Origin of the sequence: Prevotella merdae (assembly GCF_900290275.1) — a bacterium.
Classification (GTDB): domain Bacteria; phylum Bacteroidota; class Bacteroidia; order Bacteroidales; family Bacteroidaceae; genus Prevotella; species Prevotella merdae.
Genome location: NZ_LT985326.1, coordinates 290,498 through 309,753 on the forward strand (window position 1 = coordinate 290,498; position 19,256 = coordinate 309,753).

At 44.3% G+C, this 19,256-nt stretch carries 14 protein-coding genes; 3 read left to right on the plus strand and 11 right to left on the minus strand.

Going from position 1 to position 19,256, the window contains the following annotated elements:
- Positions 1-118: 118 nt before the first annotated feature.
- The 10 genes from C9991_RS15190 to C9991_RS15235 all read right to left on the minus strand — a co-directional run bounded on the left by C9991_RS15190 (position 119) and on the right by C9991_RS15235 (position 12,602).
- On the minus strand, positions 119-2,161 hold the full coding sequence (locus tag C9991_RS15190) for a TonB-dependent receptor (RefSeq protein ID WP_106813319.1): 2,043 nt from the start codon (positions 2,159-2,161) through the stop codon (positions 119-121).
- Positions 2,162-2,332: 171 nt separating this feature from the next.
- The gene (gene mfd / locus C9991_RS15195) at positions 2,333-5,854 is read right to left on the minus strand and encodes a transcription-repair coupling factor (RefSeq protein ID WP_106813320.1); all 3,522 of its coding nucleotides are present in this window, start codon (positions 5,852-5,854) and stop codon (positions 2,333-2,335) included.
- A gap of 15 nt (positions 5,855-5,869) precedes the next feature.
- Positions 5,870-6,619, minus strand: a complete 750-nt coding sequence (locus C9991_RS15200; RefSeq protein WP_106813321.1) for a polyprenol monophosphomannose synthase — start codon at positions 6,617-6,619, stop codon at positions 5,870-5,872.
- A 151-nt stretch (positions 6,620-6,770) separates the two neighbouring features.
- A complete protein-coding gene (locus tag C9991_RS15205) occupies positions 6,771-7,529 on the minus strand; it encodes a lysophospholipid acyltransferase family protein (RefSeq protein ID WP_106813322.1) in 759 nt (252 codons plus the stop codon).
- A 39-nt stretch (positions 7,530-7,568) separates the two neighbouring features.
- A complete protein-coding gene (locus tag C9991_RS15210; RefSeq protein ID WP_106813323.1) occupies positions 7,569-8,735 on the minus strand; it encodes a metallophosphoesterase in 1,167 nt (388 codons plus the stop codon).
- Positions 8,736-8,745: 10 nt separating this feature from the next.
- Positions 8,746-9,558 (minus strand): vitamin B12 dependent-methionine synthase activation domain-containing protein, encoded by an 813-nt coding sequence (locus C9991_RS15215; RefSeq protein WP_106813324.1) that lies wholly within the window; start codon positions 9,556-9,558, stop codon positions 8,746-8,748.
- Positions 9,558-10,889 (minus strand): dihydroorotase, encoded by a 1,332-nt coding sequence (locus tag C9991_RS15220; protein WP_106813325.1) that lies wholly within the window; start codon positions 10,887-10,889, stop codon positions 9,558-9,560. The genes C9991_RS15215 and C9991_RS15220 overlap by 1 nt, the downstream gene beginning before the upstream one ends.
- 6 nt (positions 10,890-10,895) lie before the next feature.
- The gene (locus tag C9991_RS15225) at positions 10,896-11,702 is read right to left on the minus strand and encodes a DUF4369 domain-containing protein (protein ID WP_106813326.1); all 807 of its coding nucleotides are present in this window, start codon (positions 11,700-11,702) and stop codon (positions 10,896-10,898) included.
- Positions 11,703-11,869: 167 nt separating this feature from the next.
- A complete protein-coding gene (locus C9991_RS15230; protein WP_106813327.1) occupies positions 11,870-12,283 on the minus strand; it encodes a hypothetical protein in 414 nt (137 codons plus the stop codon).
- On the minus strand, positions 12,267-12,602 hold the full coding sequence (locus tag C9991_RS15235; protein WP_106813328.1) for an FtsB family cell division protein: 336 nt from the start codon (positions 12,600-12,602) through the stop codon (positions 12,267-12,269). Before C9991_RS15235 ends, C9991_RS15230 begins: the two co-directional genes overlap by 17 nt.
- A 145-nt stretch (positions 12,603-12,747) precedes the next feature.
- Here C9991_RS15235 and C9991_RS15240 point away from each other — a divergent pair, with 145 nt between their 5' ends.
- The 3 genes from C9991_RS15240 to C9991_RS15250 all read left to right on the plus strand — a co-directional run bounded on the left by C9991_RS15240 (position 12,748) and on the right by C9991_RS15250 (position 17,569).
- On the plus strand, positions 12,748-14,574 hold the full coding sequence (locus C9991_RS15240; RefSeq protein ID WP_106813329.1) for a DNA polymerase III subunit gamma/tau: 1,827 nt from the start codon (positions 12,748-12,750) through the stop codon (positions 14,572-14,574).
- A gap of 41 nt (positions 14,575-14,615) precedes the next feature.
- Positions 14,616-16,007, plus strand: a complete 1,392-nt coding sequence (locus C9991_RS15245) for a UDP binding domain-containing protein (protein ID WP_106813330.1) — start codon at positions 14,616-14,618, stop codon at positions 16,005-16,007.
- Between the two features lie 275 nt (positions 16,008-16,282).
- Complete coding sequence (locus tag C9991_RS15250) at positions 16,283-17,569, plus strand: ATP-binding protein (RefSeq protein WP_232823365.1); 1,287 nt, start codon at positions 16,283-16,285, stop codon at positions 17,567-17,569.
- A gap of 142 nt (positions 17,570-17,711) precedes the next feature.
- On the opposite strand, the gene C9991_RS15255 is transcribed toward C9991_RS15250, so the two are convergent.
- Positions 17,712-19,244, minus strand: a complete 1,533-nt coding sequence (locus C9991_RS15255) for a hypothetical protein (protein WP_106813331.1) — start codon at positions 19,242-19,244, stop codon at positions 17,712-17,714.
- Positions 19,245-19,256: the final 12 nt, after the last annotated feature.

Genomic DNA, 19,256 nt, shown 5'->3' on the forward strand with positions numbered 1-19,256 from the left:
TAAAACACATACGGATATAAACAAAAAACATTTGGATGCACGGTTATTGCCAGCATCCAAATGTTTTTTGTTTTTATAAAAGTCACTTTCCAGAATTAATTCTGGAAATACATTGTTCTTACAATCCTATCTTTATGCTTCCACCAGCCATTATCCACAATCCAGGCTGCTTAACAGCACCAAGGTCGTAGTAGCGATGGCAAGTAAGGTTGTCGGCCTTAACATACAAAGTATAGGTAGGAGCTGTCCATTGCAATTTGACATCTACCTTGGTATAAGGCGAATAATTGTTCATGCGCTCTTGCCAACGCACAGCCCAAGATGCAGATAGACGACTGAAGATACGGTGGTCTAACTGGGCTGTAAACTTATGACGCAGATACTCGAGTGCATAAAGCGAGCCATAGACAGGTCGCTCAGTATCGTGCTTCTGATATATATAGGCATATCCCACCTTGAAACGGGTGAGCAATGAGCCTGGCAACAACTCATTGAGATTAAGGGTTGCATCAGCCGAATAGCCCATATTGTCGAGCTTACCTATATTCATAGCGTGGTATTTGCCACGCTCTTCGGTGGTGTAAACCCAATCGATAATATCAGTTCCCTTAGAATAGAATCCACTGACAACAGCCTCAACACCGTAAGTACGGAAACGTGTTCCTATCTTGAATGTAGAATTCTTCTCGGGACGAAGTGAGATGTCGCCTTGCTGAGCCGAATTGCTTGTATACAAGTCAGTATAGGTAGGCACACGCAGAGCCTTATTCCATGAGGCATAGAACTTCCACATATCATTGGGTCGATAGCTAATGTCTACACCCGGATAGAAACGAAAGTCGCCATCGAGAGCTGTATTGCGGTTGGCAAGCATACCGGCTGAAAGTGTGAATCCACCAAGTATAACGTTATGTTCAACAAAAAGACTTGTATTGGTACGGTCGCCTCTATGATTGTAGCGACGGTCTGTTCCGTGTATATCAGCCCACTTATTCTCTGGCAGCAAGTCGCCATAAGCAGTACTCATGATATGCTCCTTGCGAAGGTCAAAGCCAAGAGCCGTCTTTCCAAGCAACCATGTTGCATGAGCGTTTAGCGATGCTCCGTATACATCCATGCGATGATAGTTCTCGCCATTACTTGCTCCTTCCTTGCCACGTGTAAGCTGATAGTGGTCTACATCGCGGTGCCAATAGAGTTGTGGTGTAAACACAAGGTTGTCGTTGCCCAATGGCTTGACATCGGCTTGTACGGAAGCAATGATACGACGCGTAGCTTCCCATTGATTATTAAACTTTGCGCTGTAGAATGTAGATGCGCCATAGTCTTGAGATGATACGCCTCCCTGCCACATTAGGTCGGCATAACGCGATGTGTAATTGCCCATATAATAGGCACGACGACGCTTAAAGTCTGAATTCTGTGTACCTCCATCGCTTTGGGTATAGCCTCCGCTAAGCTTCTGACTTAGGTTGTTGGTCTTAACAGTAAGTCCAAAGTCACCGCCAAATGTACCAAACGAACCTCCTTCAGCCGAAAGGCGAAGATTGGAATTGCTGTCCGAACGCGTAACTATATTGATAGCGCCATTAAAGGCAGACGAACCAAACACACGTGCCGAAGCACCTTCGAGAACCTCGATGCGCTCTATATCAGAAAGCGAAACTGGAAAATCGGCTGCGTTATGACCAGTCTGTGGACTTGAAATATTGACGCCATTCAATAGAATGGTAATCTGGTCGAACGTTCCACCGTTGATACTGATGTCCGTCTGTACACCAAAGCCACCGCGCTGACGGACATCTACGCCCGTGGCTAACTTTAAGAGATCGTTTACACTCGCTGCTTCCGCACGCTGAATATCATCGCGCGAGATGACAGACACAATCTTTGCCGACTGCAGAGCCGTAAGTGGGGCACGCGATGAGGTAACTGTTACCTCGTCAAGACGTACCTCGCCTTGTCCCAAAGAGTCGGTCAGGGCTGTCGCTGTTGCTGGCTTTGTGCTCATGCCTTCTGCCTTTGCGTAGGTCAATGTAGCTACGCTGAGAGTGCAGATTAGAACCTCACGGCCGATGCAGCTGAATAGAGCGTAGCCTCGACGTGTGAAGTGCTTGAAGTGCAGTGCCTGCTGACAAGCCTTGAATCTTTGTCCTTGCATAATTGCTGTTATCTAAAGCACCACCCTACCTTGCCCTCCCCCTTAATGACAGGTTTGAGTGGAATGCTTTTATTATTTTTACTTACTATTTAATATACGGGGGGAGTTTTTCAAAAATGAGTTGGCAAAGGTATGAAATTTATGTCATATGACCAAACAACTTCAGTTTTTTCATTCTGACATTTCCTTCAACACCTCCACAGCATCGCCTACAGTTGGGATACCTGTAACAACCATCGAACGCTTGCCTTTTACCTCTTTAAGGTTGCATCGACGTGTGTGCGTGGCAATATAGTTGAGTGCCTTGCCAAAAGCTTGACTCTTATAGTAAGCCGACTCTGTATTTGACACAAATTGCATCTGCATACGTCCCAACTTAAGTATTATCTTCTCACAACCAAGGCGTTTGCCAAGACGTCGAAGCGGCACTACCTGCAAGAGCTCCTCAGCCTCGTGAGGCATTTTGCCAAAGCGGTCGATAAGACGCTGGCGATATGCATCGAGCTGACTATCGTCTTCTATGTTGTCGAGTTCGCGATATAGCAGCATTCGTTCTGACGAGCCAGGCACATAAGTCTCGGGAAAGTACATCTCAAGGTCGCTCTCTATGGCGCAGTCTTCAACAAACTCGTCGCCAGAAATCTCCTTGCCTTGCGCTATCTCCTCTGCATATATGTCCTGGAACTCATCGTTCTTTAGCTCGGTAACGACTTGATTCAATATCTTTTGATAAGTCTCATAGCCAAGATCTTCCATAAATCCGCTTTGCTCAGCTCCAAGTAAATTGCCCGCACCACGTATGTCGAGGTCTTGCATTGCAAGATTGAAACCACTGCCAAGTTCGGAAAAATTCTCCAAAGCCTCAAGTCTACGACGTGCCTCTGGTGTTAGAACCGACTTTGGTGGCGCCAACAAATAGCAGAAAGCCTTGCGGTTTGAACGTCCTACACGGCCTCGCATCTGATGTAGATCGGATAATCCGAACCGATGAGCGTCATTGATGATGATGGTATTGGCATTGGATATGTCGATACCATTCTCTACAATGGATGTAGACAGCAGTACATCGTAGTCGTAGTTCATGAAACCGATGAGAATATTTTCAAGTTCTTCGGGATTCATCTGACCATGACCTATCGCCACACGTGCGTCTGGCACATACTTGTGTATAAGTGCGGCAATCTCGGGAAGGTTGCTTATGCGGTCGTTTACAAAATATACCTGACCATTGCGCGACATTTCAAAGTTTATGGCATCAGCTATTATCTCATGACTATATACGCCAATTTCGGTCTGTACTGGATATCTGTTAGGTGGCGGTGTGCGTATGATGCTCATATCACGTGCGCCCATAAGCGAGAATTGCAAGGTTCGGGGTATTGGTGTTGCCGACATTGTCAGGGTGTCAACATTACTCTTTAGCTTGCGCAACTTCTCCTTAGTGGCTACACCAAACTTCTGTTCCTCGTCGATGATTAACAGTCCAAGGTCGTGCCATTCAACCGACTTGCCTATAAGCTTGTGCGTACCAATAAGGATATCTATCTTTCCTTCCTTAAGATTCTCAAGCACTTGGCGTGTCTGTTTAGTAGTTCGGGCACGCGAAAGGTAGTCTATGTGTACAGGCATATCCTTCAATCGGTCTTGGAATGTTTTATAATGTTGGAAGGCAAGCACTGTTGTAGGCACAAGCACAGCAACCTGCTTGCCGTCAACAGCGGCTTTGAAGGCAGCTCTTATTGCCACTTCTGTTTTGCCAAAGCCAACATCTCCGCATACAAGACGGTCCATCGGACGTGCCGATTCCATATCAGCTTTCACATCCATAGTTGCTTTCGACTGGTCGGGCGTATCTTCGTATAGGAACGAAGCCTCAAGTTCGTGCTGCATATACGAGTCGGCAGAAAAGGCAAATCCTTTCTCATGACGACGTTTGGCATACAACTTTATCAGGTCTCTTGCTATATCCTTGATACGCTTCTTGGTGCGTTCCTTCAGTCTATCCCATGCTCCAGTGCCAAGAGTGCTTAGTCGTGGTGGCTCACCAGTATCCGAACGGCGATACTTAGATATCTTGTACAACGAATGTATTGACACGTCTACAATGTCGCCTCGCTGATAATATATACGAATAGCCTCTTGATAGCTGTCGCCTACGGGCACACGCACAAGTCCACCAAACTTGCCTATACCAAAATCCACGTGTACAATGAAGTCGCCAGGTTCCATCTCCTGCAATTCTTTCATTGTCAGAGCCATTTTGCCCGTACGTGCAGAGTCGCTCTTAAGATTATACTTATGGAAACGGTCGAATATCTGGTGGTCGGTAAAGAAGCACAGTCGCAGGTCGTTATCGGCAAATCCCTCGTGAATGGTATGGTCTACGGGAGTGAAATCGATGTTGTCGGCAACAGAAAGTGCTTCCGAATTGGCCGACTTTACGCTGTGTATATTGCGCATCTGCTTTAACTCGTCGCTCTGGAATATCTCCTTAAGGCGGCGTGTCTGTTTCTCGCTGTCGGCAAGAATATATAACTTATAGCCTTTAAGCAAATAGTCTTCGAGCGATTGGGCAAGCAATTCGAAGTTCTTATGAAACAAAGGCTGTGGCGAAACATTGAATGAAATGGTTGCCTGTGGAGTTACGGTAGGCTGCGTACCAAACTCAACGATGCGGAACTTGCACATCTCCTCGCGGAAACGTACACCCGAAACAAGGTTGTTTTCCTTGCGCATGTCACGCACAATTTGCTGTTGTTCCATCTCGGTTGCACCTTCAAGACGCTCGGCAAGTGCCTGATGCGAGAATCCATCATTGTATATCTGCTCTATTGTAGAACATAGATACAGGCTATCTTTTACCACAAGCACAGCATCATCGGGAAGCATAGCAGTGAAAGGTTGCTTGTCTTCTACTATTTGTGCCAGTTCTGGAACAATGGCAACCGACTGTCGTGCCTCCTTTGACAGCTGATCGGCTACCTCGAATGTGCGTATTGTGTCTACCTCATCGCCAAAGAAATCGATGCGGAATGGCAGTTCGGAAGAATAAGAATATACGTCTACAATGCTGCCTCGCATAGCAAACTGGCCAGGTTCATATACATAGTCTACCTCAACAAATCCAAACTCACGCAACTTTCTACCCAAGTCGGCAAGGTTCACTATATCGCCTACACCTATATTTATAGTACGCTCATCGAGTCGGCGTTTTGACACAACAAGCTCGCTCAATGCCTCTGGACATGTAACTACATACATATAGCTGTCCGATTGAGCTGCAAGTCGGCTCAATGTCTCAGTACGAAGTATCTCGTTGGCAGCATCTCTCTGTCCATACTTTACTGCTCGGCGATACGAGGAAGGATAAAACAGCACGTTATCGGTGCCCAATATCTGCGTAAGGTCATGATAGAAATAGCCAGCCTCATCGTTATCTTGTAGTACAAAAACAGCTGTAAGGGATATGGATTTTTCACTTTTCCCTTTTAATTTTTCACTTTTCCCTTTTCGTTCTTCACTCTTCGTTCTTCGTTCTTCACTTCCACTGGCCGCCGCAAAAAACACAGAAGCCGATGAAGCATACATTCCCTTAAGGAATATATGCCTCATCGACTTATCGCTTAATGCTTTCAAAAAAGCCCCGCACTGTGGCAGGGCTGAATATATATTGCTTATCTCTTTTATTTCCATAAGAAACGGATGTTATCAATGCTTTGCCTTTGGATACTTTCTGAACCATCCGTCCCAACGCAGACGCATCACCCCGAAGAAAGCCTCACCAAATATGCCACCGCTCATCTTGCTTACACCCTCGCGACGGTTTACAAATATCACTGGCACTTCCTTTATCTTGTAGCCCATCTTGTAGGCTGTATACTTCATCTCTATCTGGAATGCGTAACCCTTGAAACGAACCTGATCGAGTGGTATAGATTCAAGAACACAACGGCGATAACACTTAAAACCAGCAGTTGTATCGTGTACATTGAAGCCTGTTACAAAGCGTACATACTTAGAAGCAAAATAGCTCATAAGCACACGACCAATAGGCCAGTTCACAACATTCACACCACTTACATAACGCGAGCCAATTGCTACGTCGTAACCTTCATCATGACAAGCCGCATATAATCGGGGCAAGTCATTAGGATCGTGAGAGAAATCGGCATCCATCTCGAATATGTAGTCATAGCCATTCTCTAATGCCCACTTAAAGCCGGTGATATAGGCTGTACCCAAACCCAACTTACCCGAACGCTCTATTATGAAGAGACGGTTGTGAAACTCAGTATCGATAAGTCGGTGAACTATCTTGGCTGTTCCGTCAGGACTGCCATCATCGATTACGAGAATGTTAAACCCCTTTTCAAGAGCCAACACCGCACGGATTATCTTCTCTATGTTCTCCTTCTCGTTGTATGTGGGGATTATAACTATGCTGTCGCTGGTATTCATAATACACTGATTAGTTTAATAACATTAATGTTGACGTATGCGAATACAAAAATACAAAGATTATTCTAATGGCATACTTTTAAAAGAATAAAAAAACTAAAAAGGGCGGCACAAACACTTATTGCATGTGTCGAGCACCCTTTTATCATCGTTATTGGTCCGGATTTTCCACAAAACCTTTATACTCATCCACAAGTCCCGACATCACAGCCTTGTAGCTCTCTTCTTCAAGATACTTTATGTTGTCTGCTCCCTTGCCTATTGGCTTGATAGGCTTGTGTATTGTAAGACGCAACGGATGCCATGTCACCCAACGCATATCGCGCTGACGTGGCATAACGTCGAACGATCCATTGATGGTCAATGGCACAACAGGCAGTTCTATATCATCAGCAAGCATAAAGGCGCCTCGCTTGAACACGCCCATATGTCCTGTAAAGCTGCGTGCTCCCTCTGGAAACACTACCAACGACATTCCTCCTTGCAAGGTCTTGCGTGCCTGGTCGTATGTTTGGCGTATCTTGCTCGGTCCTCTTTTATCTACAAATATATGATGAGCTGCCTCACATGCCTTTCCAACGAATGGCATCTGGCGCAACTGTCGCTTCATCATCCACTTGAAATTGCGACAAAGGAATCCATAAATAAGGAATATATCGAACGAACCTTGATGATTGGCCACGAATACATACGATTGTCCTTTCTCCAGATTCTCTCTTCCCTCTACCTTTACCGGCAACATTAGCACGCGCACAATAAATTGAGCCCACCATTTGCCTGGGAAATAACCCCAAAAATGACCGTTACCTATAGCGCAACCTACTATTACTATAAAGCAGGTCACAACGGTGTAGATAGCTATCAACGGCAGTGCTATAAAGAGTTGATATATACGATATATGTACTTCATATAATTAATGCTTGTTTATTGGTTATTATTATTTGTCGATTATTTTCTTGATTTTTTCAGTGTAATTACCACTACTTCTGGGTCCATATGGAATCGGAATGGCACAAAACCGCCAAGTCCAGTAGACACATATAGGGCACGATTGCCTTCTCTATAGAGTCCGGCGTCTTCCTTACCCAACAATTCTGTAGGACGCAACCCAAAAATACTTGCCTGACCACCATGTGTATGTCCGCTCAATGTTAGCTGTGCCTTGCATTTAGGCAGTATTGAGCGTCGCCATGCCGAAGGATCATGTTGCAACATAACTACAAATGATTGGGCAGATATGCCATGCAACGTCTTGCTTAAATTGGCTTTCTGCGGGAATGGAGGACGACCATCATTCTCCTCGCCAGCTATAACAATTGAGTCGGCCGAACGTCTTACTATACGGTTGTCATTTAGCAGAAGGTTCCACCCAACCGATGTTTGAAAGTTGCATGTCTGCATTTCGTTGGCTTTTTTTTGTGCCTCATCAAGCTTGGGCATATATTGTGAATAGTCATGGTTGCCAAGAACCGAGTATACTCCATCTTTAGCCCTTAGCCTTGAGAGCAATGGTGCAAACCTTGTCAACTCTTGTGACCGCATATTTTGTATATCGCCCGTAAAGGCTATAAGGTCGGCATGTTGCTTGTTTATCTCAACAACAGCACGTTCCATAAGTTCTGTACGCATTGAACCCAGATGTATATCCGAGAACTGCACTATGCGATAACCGTCGAAGGCAGATGGCAGATCGTCAAACTCAATGGTAACTTGCTTTACTTCCAGTCGGTCTGTACCTGTCATCGACCCCGTAAAGAGCACGTACAACTGTCCAAGTACAAGCACCAATCCTATGTAATTGCCCCAATTGCGACGCAACTTAAACAAGCGGCGTAATAGTCTGCCCATAATCGACGACATAACAAACAGCACCTTAGGTACCACAATCAGTCCAAGCATAAACAGATATATGTTGAACCAGGTTAGGTTATCGGGTGCAAAATTGTCTATCATTGCGTACACCAAGGTAACGGCTATCATAGCCGCTCCAGGCAACCACCACATCAAACGCTGCCATAATCCAAGGTCGAATCTACGGCGCAAGTAGCGGCGGTATATATAGATATCTGGCAGAATAGCCGCCAGTATAATCAGAAAGAATATTCGTGCAATCATTTCTTTTTTGCTATTGCAGTCGGACAGCAAGAAACCTGCGCATCAATTCCACCGGCGTATGGCGTCTTTGTGCATAGTCGCGCAGTTGTTCCTCATCTATCTTCCCTATGTCGAAGTAGCGTGCTTTTGGGTGTGCAAACATCAGTCCTGATACAGATGCATGCGGCTTCATAGCCCCACTCTCTGTAAGTCGAATGCCAATGCTCTTCATATCTATCAGACAGTCAATAATGAAGTTGACACTGGTATCGGGCATTGACGGATAGCCCACAGCAGGTCTTATTCCCTGAAAATTCTCATGCAGAAGCTGCTCTATAGATAATTGCTCGTCGGGGGCATATCCCCAAAACGTGCGTCTTACTTGTAAGTGCAGCACCTCGGCAGTAGCTTCGGCAAGTCGGTCGGCAAGTGTCTGCGAGAGCATACGCTTAAAGTCATCGCTTACAAAGTCGTGCTCTACAGCCGAATCTATTGACGTTGCAAACACACCAATATGGTCGGCAATGCCTTGCGACACTGGTCTTACAAAATCGGCAAGGCACATGTTTGGCTCGCCATCATCGGCCTTGCGTTGCTGCCTGAGCATAGGCAGACGTGTGCCACCTATTATTATATCGTCCATATCGCCGTTTGCCTCAAACAGCTCAAAGGCTGCATGAGTCTTGTAGCGCGACTCAAATAGGTCAAGCATCGCCTCTGCCTCTGTCCTCAACTTATCTTTTTCCTCCTGCGGTTTACCAGATAGTCCCCACGCAAAGTAGAAGTAGAGCCAGTTGATATAGGGCCGCAGTTGCGAGATGTTGTAGTCGATGTATTTTGGCATTATGCGTTAGGCTCTCTGAACTGGAGTTCTTCGCCACGACTATTGCTGTCGAAGACCCCATTATTATATATAATGTGTCCGTTGCATATTGTAGTGCGCACCTGCCAATTAAAGGTATGACCCTCCATCGGACTCCATCCGCACTTGCTTTGTATGCATTCTGGTGTAACAGTCCATGACTCATCCTTCACAAGTACTATGTCTGCCTTATATCCCTTACGCAAGAATCCGCGTTTTGATACCTCAAACAGTCGTGCTGGATTATGGCACATCAGCTCTACAAGGCGCTCTATGCTCAGTACCCCCTTGTCTACAAGCTCGAGCATAGCCACAAGCGAGAACTGAACCATAGGCATTCCCGACGCCGCACGTGCGCATCCTCCTTGTTTATCGCTTAACAAGTGTGGAGCATGATCGGTACCAATAGTTGTTATCTTTCCGTTTGTAAGGGCTTGACGCAAGGCATCGCGGTCGGCTTTTGTTTTTATAGCGGGGTTGCACTTAATGCGTGTGCCAAGTGTAGCATAGTCGGCATCGCAGAAGAAGAGATGAGCTATCACCGCCTCAGCTGTTATACGTGGATTATTTCCGAATAATTGTAACTCGCGCTCCGTTGTGAGATGTGCCACATGCAGACGTGCACCTGTCTCTGACGCAAGTTCCACTGCAAGCTTAGTCGACTGCCAACAAGCCTCCTCCGACCTTATCTCGGGATGATGCTCCACAGACGGGTCGTCGCCATATAAGCGTTTGGCTTCTGCCATATTGTTGTTTATGATGTCGGTATCCTCGCAATGTGCCATAATAGGCAACTCTGCCTTGCTAAAGAGTTGTTGTAGAACGTCGCGTTTGTCTACCAACATGTTGCCTGTACTTGAGCCCATGAAGAGCTTAATACCAGGTACACGGTGCGGGTCTACGCTGCAAACGGTTTCGGTATTATCGTTTGTGGCGCCAATAAAGAAGGCATAGTTGACATGCGACTTGCGTGAAGCGTCATCAAGCTTTGCCTCAAGAGCCTCCTTTGTCGTAGTCTGCGGATTGGTGTTAGGCATATCAAAGTAGGATGTAACACCGCCATATGCTGCCGCACGGCTTTCTGTTTGCATGTCAGCCTTCTGTGTCAAACCCGGATCACGAAAGTGAACATGGTCGTCAATTACTCCAGGCAATACAAAACACCCCGTAGCATCTACGATCTGATCGTAGTTGCCACGGGGAGCTTCTGTGCCTTCTATAATATCTGTAATGAGGTCGTTGTCCACTACAACAGATGCAGTGCGTACCACACCTTCATTTACAACTTTTCCTCCAAATATCAGTGTTTTCATATTATGCTATTCTGCTGGTTTTGCCATTTCGTTTGGTGTCGGACCGTCAGGTGCCTGCTGTGGCATTGGCTGTCCCATGCCAGGTGCTCCTGTTTGTGGTAGAGGCATATTCGGAGACTTCATACCGTTCATTATGGCCTGATTTTCCTGTGCCTTCTTATAGTAATCCTTCACATAAGCGTCGTTCTTAAACTTGTCTGTAGCCTTGCTCATGATGTCCTCTATCCACGGTGTAAGCTCAGGATATGGATTGCCTATTGTCACCATAAAGAATACGCCCGGACCAAGTACATTGTCGAAGTTGTCGGTTACAAAAGTTGTCACAAGCTTATCCTCAAGCTCTGTCAGGCGTTGTGCCTCAGCATTAAGGTGGCGCGTAACCGCATTCATGTCCTGACCATTCATTATGGCACGGTCGTGTGTGTGCACCAACTCTGCCTCTTGGTTCTTAATCTGGTTGTACTTATTAAAGAATTTGAACAGCTCATCGTTCAATGGAGTGCCACTGACAGTCTGCTGAGTATTGTCTATCTTTATTGTTATATCGCCTTGCTCTATAACAAGAGGCATTACGCTCTCGTCTTCCATGAATATGTTTGCCATACGTACGGTGTCGAAAGTCCCATTAAACTGGAACTGTCCGTGAACCACATCGCACGAGTCAATATTCTTAAAGTCATTGTCCTTTAAGATTTTCAGATACAGTTTTCGGCCGTCAAGTGTCGATATATTTGACGAACCTTGGATATTGTACTGGCTTGCGCACGATGCAAACACCAGAATAGTTAGAAAAGCGTATATAATTTTGTTCATAGATTCTTTAATTCGCGTTCTTGTATAAAGGCAAAGTTAATATGTATTGTTGAATAACGGATGATTTTTTATGAGTTTTAAGTTATGATTATTCTTATTTAGGAAAATTTCGTAATTACAAACTCCCAATTTCCAATTCCTAACTCCTAACTCTCAACTCCTAACTCTCAACTCTCAACTTCCTTCTTCAGCTCCGAGCTCATGCGGTGCATTGTATACATCTCCAAAATAGCAGCCACAAGCAGCATCAGCACCCATTTGTTGTATATCAGATTAAAGTATGTGCTTACATCGGCAAACGAATAGCGCATAAACTGATAGGCACTATCCACCATCAACAAACCCGACAATACAAAGAAGATGTCGGCAGTTGTCATAATGCGCTTTAGGCGCTTTATGGTAGTATTTGCACCCTCGTATGCTTGGTTCACCTGCATCCAGGCAAACAGCAAAGCACCTACAAGATATACCCAGCAAACCACCTTTTGCCCTAACAAAAAGGCATAGCAGCCTGCTCCTATTACCATAAGCACGCCTCCTATCAGGAACAAGATGCTTTGGATTTTACTCAGTTGTTTCATTATTATTTGTTACTGGTTTTTCGTCGTCACTCAACACGTATATGTCCTCATCATCAGTCTTCATCATATAACGTTCTCGAGCTATCTGCTTATATGCCTCTGGACCACGGCGCAATTCTTTTAGTTGTTTTAGGTCTGCTTCATTCTGTGCATTGTAGCGTTCTATCTCTTCGGTCAAATCGCTTATGCGCATCTCCAATTGAACACGATGCATGAAGCTATTCTCGTCGACAAACCCCACAAGAAGTATGCCTACGACAATGGTGATTGCGTATTTGTAGTGGCTTACAAGAGCCATAAAAAGTTTGAGACGACCCATTATTATTTATTTTGACTGCAAACTTACTCATAATTTTTCGTATTCATACACGAAAATAGAAAATTTTATAGTAAGTTTGCAGTTGCAACGAACCTCAGCCCCATTGGCGAGGGGTTGCATCTAACTACAGCTCACATTTAGCAATATGGAAGAATACATAGTTTCAGCACGCAAGTACCGCCCGATGTCATTCGATTCGGTAGTGGGACAGAATGCACTTACTACAACATTGCGTAATGCCGTAAAGAGCGGCAAATTGGCTCATGCCTACCTGTTCTGCGGACCTCGCGGTGTAGGTAAGACTACATGTGCGCGCATCTTTGCCAAAGCTATCAACTGTCTTAATCCAACAGCCGACGGTGAGGCATGCGGACAATGCGAGAGTTGCCGCGCTTTTAGCGAACAAAGGTCGTACAATATCTTCGAACTTGATGCAGCAAGCAACAACTCTGTTGAAAATATCAAGCAGATAATGGAGCAAACTCGCATCCCGCCACAAGTAGGACGTTATAAGGTGTTCATCATCGACGAGGTGCACATGCTTTCTACTGCTGCATTCAACGCATTTCTGAAAACACTCGAAGAACCACCTGCTCACGTCATCTTTATTCTCGCCACAACCGAGAAGCATAAGATATTGCCAACCATTCTATCCCGATGCCAAATATACGACTTTGAGCGTATGACGGTGGAGAACACAATTGCTCACCTAAAGCACGTGGCCGATAAGGAGGGTATTAAATACGAGGAGGAAGCACTTGGCATTATTGCCGAAAAGGCTGATGGTGGAATGCGCGACGCTCTGTCCATATTTGATCAGGCTGCAAGTTTCTGCCAAGGCAATATTACTTATCAGAAGGTTATCGAGGACCTTAACGAGCTGGATGCCGACAACTATTTCCGCATCATCGATCTGGCTATGGAGAATAAGGTGAGCGACATCATGTTGCTGCTCAACTCTATTATAGAAAAAGGATTCGACGGAGGCAACCTTATCAACGGATTGGCCTCGCATGTGCGCAATGTACTTATGGCCAAGGACGCGTCTACACTTACATTGCTCGAGGTTAGCAAGCAACAACGCGACAAATATGCCGAGCAAGCACAACGCTGCCCTACCCGATTCCTTTATACAGCATTAAAGATTATGAACCAGTGCGACCTCAATTACCGACAGAGCAGCAATAAGCGTCTGCTGGTAGAGCTTACTCTTATTCAGGTAGCACAAATTACTCAACCAGAAGATACAGCCGATGGTGCGGGGCGCAGCCCTAAACGTCTGAAATCCCTGTTCATACATCTTACTACAGCCCGGAATACGGCAGCTCAGCAGGTGGCTACCCCGGGCAAGAATCTTGGCTACGGCACTAATAAGACTGGTACCGCAGCCATGTCTGTCGTGTCTAATGATACCGAGGCTCTTAGCCAGGCTATGACTGCGGCTGCCAATACCATTACGTCTGCCGCTTCTCTTGCGTCTGCACAAACCGACAACAAGCCTAAACCTAAGGCTATCAAGCTGTCTGGACTGGGCATTACCTTCCAAAGTCTTAAGCGCAAGCAAGAGGCTGCCGTAAAGCAAGAAGCTGAAATAACCAATAAGGAGGAGAACGAGGAGTTTACACAAGAGCTTCTCGAGCTGCAATGGCTGTCTATGTGCAACCGCATGCCACAAAAGATGATTGCGCTTGCCTCGCGAATGAAGAACGTTAAACCACATATTTCCAATTTTCCCGAAATAGAGATTGTGGTTGATAATCAGATTCTGCTCGACCAGATTAACGAGATAAAGGGACGCATCCGCGTTACGCTTGCCAAAGCTCTGCATAATGGTAGCGTCAACCTTACACTTCGACTTGCCGAGGCTGAGGAGATAAGCCGAAAACTTACTAAGAAAGAAGTGTTCGACGAACTTATGAAACAAAAGGAGGTAAGATCGTTTGTCGAGTCAATGGGACTCGAACTGACGTAACTTACTTTAAAACAATACTTATAAATAAAACCTACTGCATTATGCGTGAATTTAAAGATATTAAGGTTGCCGTAGCTGGAACGGGTTACGTAGGACTTAGCATTGCCATTCTTCTCTCGCAGCACCATAAGGTTACGGCTGTGGACGTAATACCCGAAAAGGTAGAGAAACTTAACAAGCGTATCTCGCCTATACAAGACGAATATATAGAGAAGTATCTCGCCGAGAAACAACTCAATCTTACAGCAACACTTGACGGAAAAGCTGCTTATGCCGATGCCGACTTTGTGGTTATTGCGGCACCTACCAATTATGACCCAGTAAAGAACTATTTTGACACCAGTCATGTTGAGGAGGTTATCGACCTTGTGCTTGAGGTTAATCCCAATGCTGTAATGGTTATCAAGTCTACCATTCCCGTAGGCTACACCCGCAGCCTATACCTTAAGTACGCACAACGTGGCGTAAAAAAGTTCAACCTTCTGTTCTCTCCTGAGTTTCTGCGTGAGAGCAAGGCTTTGTACGACAACCTTTATCCAAGTCGCATCATCGTTGGTTATCCTAAGCTTATAGACCATCCCGAAATGCACGAGGGCAACAAGGCAATAGAGTCAATTGCCGATATTGAGATGCTTGAAGAAGCAGCCCATACCTTTGCCGATTTATTGTTAGAAGGAGCAATAGGTCATCATGGCGACACAAAGCAAATGGATTCTTCACTTTTCACTCTTCACTCTTCACTCAACAAGAACATACCCGTTATATTTATGGGCATGAAGGAGGCTGAGGCAGTAAAGCTGTTTGCCAATACCTATCTGGCTCTTCGTGTAAGCTACTTCAACGAGCTTGATACATATGCCGAGGTTAAGGGTCTCGACAGCCAGGCTATTATCGAAGGTGTTGGTCTTGATCCACGTATTGGCACCCATTACAACAACCCTTCATTTGGATATGGAGGCTATTGTCTGCCTAAAGACACCAAGCAATTGCTTGCCAATTATGCCGATGTTCCGCAGAATATGATGACAGCTATAGTGGAGTCGAACAAGACACGCAAGGATTATATAGCCGATGCTGTATTGCGCAAAGCCGGATGGTATGGCTATTCAGAGAACAATGAATACAGTAATGCCGACACCGCAGCCTGTCCTCCGGTAATAGGTGTTTACCGTTTGACAATGAAGAGCAACTCAGATAACTTCCGCCAGTCTGCTATTCAAGGCATTATGAAACGTGTAAAAGCTAAAGGTGCCGAGGTTATCATCTACGAGCCTACGCTTCAGGATGGCACTACATTCTTTGGCAGTCGTGTGATTAACAACCTTGACGAATTTAAGCGTCTTAGCAAAGCTATCATTGCCAACCGCTTTGACAACTGCCTCAACGATGTTGAGGACAAGGTATATACAAGAGATATATTCAGAAGAGATTAAAACAACCAATAGGAGGTACGGTCTCCGAACCGTACCACGCAAACAGCTTGATTTACAATACTGTATATTAACTTGCGTGGTACGGTTCGGAGACCGTACCTCCTTTTTAAAGGCATTGGAAATGCTCGAAATATGTAAAATAAGGCATTGAAAATGCTCAAAATATGTAAAATAAGGCATTGAGAACGCTCGAAATATGTAAAATAGTGCATTAGAGAACATATAAATTATGTAAAATAAGGCATTACAAGCATAATTATATGTATTTTTGCATTATGAAACAGGCTATAATAGACAAAAGAACTTTGGAAACAATATTAAGTGACCAAAGAAGCGAAATAGAAAGTAGAAAAGAAGAAACTCTTTGCTACAGACAAGAAGAACAACTTGTAGACTTGAGCAGCCCTCAAGCTCAAGTTGTAATAGGCGTGCGCAGATGCGGCAAGTCTACCTTATGTTTTCAAACTCTGTTTCATGCTGGAGTTAAATTTGCCTATGTAGATTTTGACGACGAGCGTCTTGCAGGACTTCAAACAAGCCAACTAAACGATATATTAGAAGTTCTGTATAAAATATATGGTGACTTTAAATATCTGTTTCTCGACGAAATACAGAACATTGAAGGTTGGCCATTGTTTGTAAATAGATTGCTTAGAACCAAGATACATATAGTATTGACGGGAAGCAATGCCAAGCTCCTTAGCAATGATTTGTCAACACACCTAACTGGAAGAAGCAGCGAAATTGCACTATATCCATTTTCTTTCGCTGAGTATTGCACAATGAAGTCTATAGACACAAAGTCGTTTACCACTAAAGACATTGCAATACGCAGAGGTGCTTTTGATGAGTATATGCAACAAGGAGGCTTCCCTGAGCTTATGCTTATAAAGAACCAAAAACAATATGTAGCCAATCTTGTCAACAATATTCTTAAGCGAGACATTGAGCAACGATACAATATTGCTTTTTCGGCTGGCTTTGAGAATATGGCAAACCACCTTCTTAATATATCTCCAGCTATTATTAATGCCGGTGAACTTGCAGAAATCTTTGGATTTAAATCATCACACACCGCTCGCAATTATATAGAATATCTGAAACAAGCCTTTATACTTGTAGGTATAAAAAAATATTCTGCAAAAAGCAAAATACGTGTAACACAAGAAAAGGTATATGCTGTTGATGTAGCATTGATGAATCAACGTGAAAATGCTTTTGCTGGAGAGAATCTTGGTTGGCGACTTGAAACAATAGTACTAAACCATCTGATTCGTCGTTGCCATTACAAAGGCTTGGATGTATACTATTTAAAAGACCGCACGGCAGAATGTGATTTTGTAGTATGTAACAACAATAAAGTTGTACAATGCATTCAAGTTTCATACGACATATCAAACCCTAAGACTCGCAAACGAGAAATAAACGGTTTGCTTATGGCATACCGTCAAACTAAGTGCGAAAACCTTCTGCTCTTAACCGATCACGAATACGAAGAGACAGAATACGAAGGAGTTCCTATAACTATCAAACCTGTTTACGAATGGGTTTGTGAGATATAAATAGTAAATGTTCATATTTATCATTATATATGAGCGGCAATCTGTAGGAGGGTATGGCATCCCTGCCATACCCACTCTGCCATAATTATTCAGTCAATTTAGTGGGTATGGTAGGAATGCCATACCCTATGACCGATATTTACTACTTTGTATCTATGCCACTTGCATTAAGACCAGGACCACCACCTGCTGTATATCCAAGGCTTTCTCCTGATGTCCAAGGTGAAACCCAGAAAGCATACAAGTCACCACGTGTAAGATAGAACTTTGCACGTATGGTACGGCCTTTCAGCTCAGAAAGATCTTTTTTACCTTTCCAAGCAACTTGCATCTTAGTTTTATTAACACCACTCATAACAATACAATCGCGCTTGGTGAAACCAGGAATTGGATTTCCATTAGCATCAAGAAGTTCTACTCTAAGCTGTGCTCCCTTACCATTAACATCAGCATTTACAAAGAAATAGTTGCCATCTACAGATATATTGTCACCTACAAAGTAACCTTCCTTGTTGCCAGTGTGCATTGAAACAAAACCATCACGGCGCAAGATGGCAAGACCAGTAGCAAAGTTTGAGTCATGTACTGGCTTGCTGTTATATCTACCAGAGCAATAGAAATATAAAGAATCACCTACAATAATTGGGCAGCCGGCTACTGACTGTACATTACCCGCATTCCATGCATTAAAGTCAGAGCTTACTCCCATAAAAGGACGTTTAAACTCTCTATCCCAATGGAAGCCATCGTTTGCCCATCCAATAAGCACCTCATTACGTTTCTGTATCTTTAAACTATCACACGCATTGTTTTCAGGACCCTGCCAAACAGTAAAATAACCAAGCATGCTACGCTCGTATGCCATAGCTTCATGGTTGTATATCTGAGGGCGAATGTCTGGGAATTGTGGGTTGCGAGGATCATCATCCTCTGCATTAAACCAATACTTAATAAATTTGTCGCTATGGTTATCGTATACACGATGAGCAAGACTCACCGTCAATTCAGGATCTTCACCAGCTAGATAACTGCGCGAACGACGGTATTTCTTACCATTAATTGTCTTAAGAGACAGTACATACTTTTTACGGAACGGATCGTAATAAGCAGCACAGCGATCAAAAAGCTCACCAGACAAAGCCTTGGTATCACTCCAATGAATACCATCTGCCGAATAACGTAAATGCATACTAACTGTAGCCTTACCATTAAACACCACAGCAAACATCTTATACCTCTTTTGGGGATCTTTTTCTGCCTTATCGAGAAGCACTGAAACACAGTCATGCTCAAGAGTATCAACTATATTTGTTCCAGGCACAACATCTAGCATAGGCTTATGCCATGTCTTTCCATCTGTAGACTCTGCATAACATGTTATAAGTCCATATGTCTTTTCGCCACCTGCCGAATACCACATCTTAAACTTACCAACAGTTTCATCATACCATACACCTCCACTAAACGGAGCAGCGTATGGGTCACCTGTCGCATTAAGTTCCCATTTATGATCAGCTTTCAACACTGGATTCTGATCATAATAAGTAGGTGTATGCCATACACGTTCAACCCCCTTACATTGCTCAAACTGCGTATAAGCTGCAATATGACGTCCTGGCTGAGCAGAGACAGTAAGTGAAAATAAAGAAATAATTGAAACAATTAATTTTTTCATACTTTTTGTTGT

Bases quoted from the DNA above. Each gene is read 5' to 3' on its own strand.
- mfd (WP_106813320.1), bottom strand. From the start codon at position 5,854: ATGGAAATAAAAGAGATAAGCAATATATATTCAGCCCTGCCACAGTGC.
- C9991_RS15220 (WP_106813325.1), bottom strand. From the start codon at position 10,889: ATGAAAACACTGATATTTGGAGGAAAAGTTGTAAATGAAGGTGTGGTA.
- C9991_RS15205 (WP_106813322.1), bottom strand. From the start codon at position 7,529: ATGAAGTACATATATCGTATATATCAACTCTTTATAGCACTGCCGTTG.
- C9991_RS15200 (WP_106813321.1), bottom strand. From the start codon at position 6,619: ATGAATACCAGCGACAGCATAGTTATAATCCCCACATACAACGAGAAG.
- C9991_RS15215 (WP_106813324.1), bottom strand. From the start codon at position 9,558: ATGCCAAAATACATCGACTACAACATCTCGCAACTGCGGCCCTATATC.
- C9991_RS15190 (WP_106813319.1), bottom strand. From the start codon at position 2,161: ATGCAAGGACAAAGATTCAAGGCTTGTCAGCAGGCACTGCACTTCAAG.
- C9991_RS15225 (WP_106813326.1), bottom strand. From the start codon at position 11,702: ATGAACAAAATTATATACGCTTTTCTAACTATTCTGGTGTTTGCATCG.
- C9991_RS15255 (WP_106813331.1), bottom strand. From the start codon at position 19,244: ATGAAAAAATTAATTGTTTCAATTATTTCTTTATTTTCACTTACTGTC.
- C9991_RS15210 (WP_106813323.1), bottom strand. From the start codon at position 8,735: ATGATTGCACGAATATTCTTTCTGATTATACTGGCGGCTATTCTGCCA.
- C9991_RS15230 (WP_106813327.1), bottom strand. From the start codon at position 12,283: ATGAAACAACTGAGTAAAATCCAAAGCATCTTGTTCCTGATAGGAGGC.
- C9991_RS15250 (WP_232823365.1), top strand. From the start codon at position 16,283: ATGAAACAGGCTATAATAGACAAAAGAACTTTGGAAACAATATTAAGT.
- C9991_RS15235 (WP_106813328.1), bottom strand. From the start codon at position 12,602: ATGGGTCGTCTCAAACTTTTTATGGCTCTTGTAAGCCACTACAAATAC.
- C9991_RS15245 (WP_106813330.1), top strand. From the start codon at position 14,616: ATGCGTGAATTTAAAGATATTAAGGTTGCCGTAGCTGGAACGGGTTAC.
- C9991_RS15240 (WP_106813329.1), top strand. From the start codon at position 12,748: ATGGAAGAATACATAGTTTCAGCACGCAAGTACCGCCCGATGTCATTC.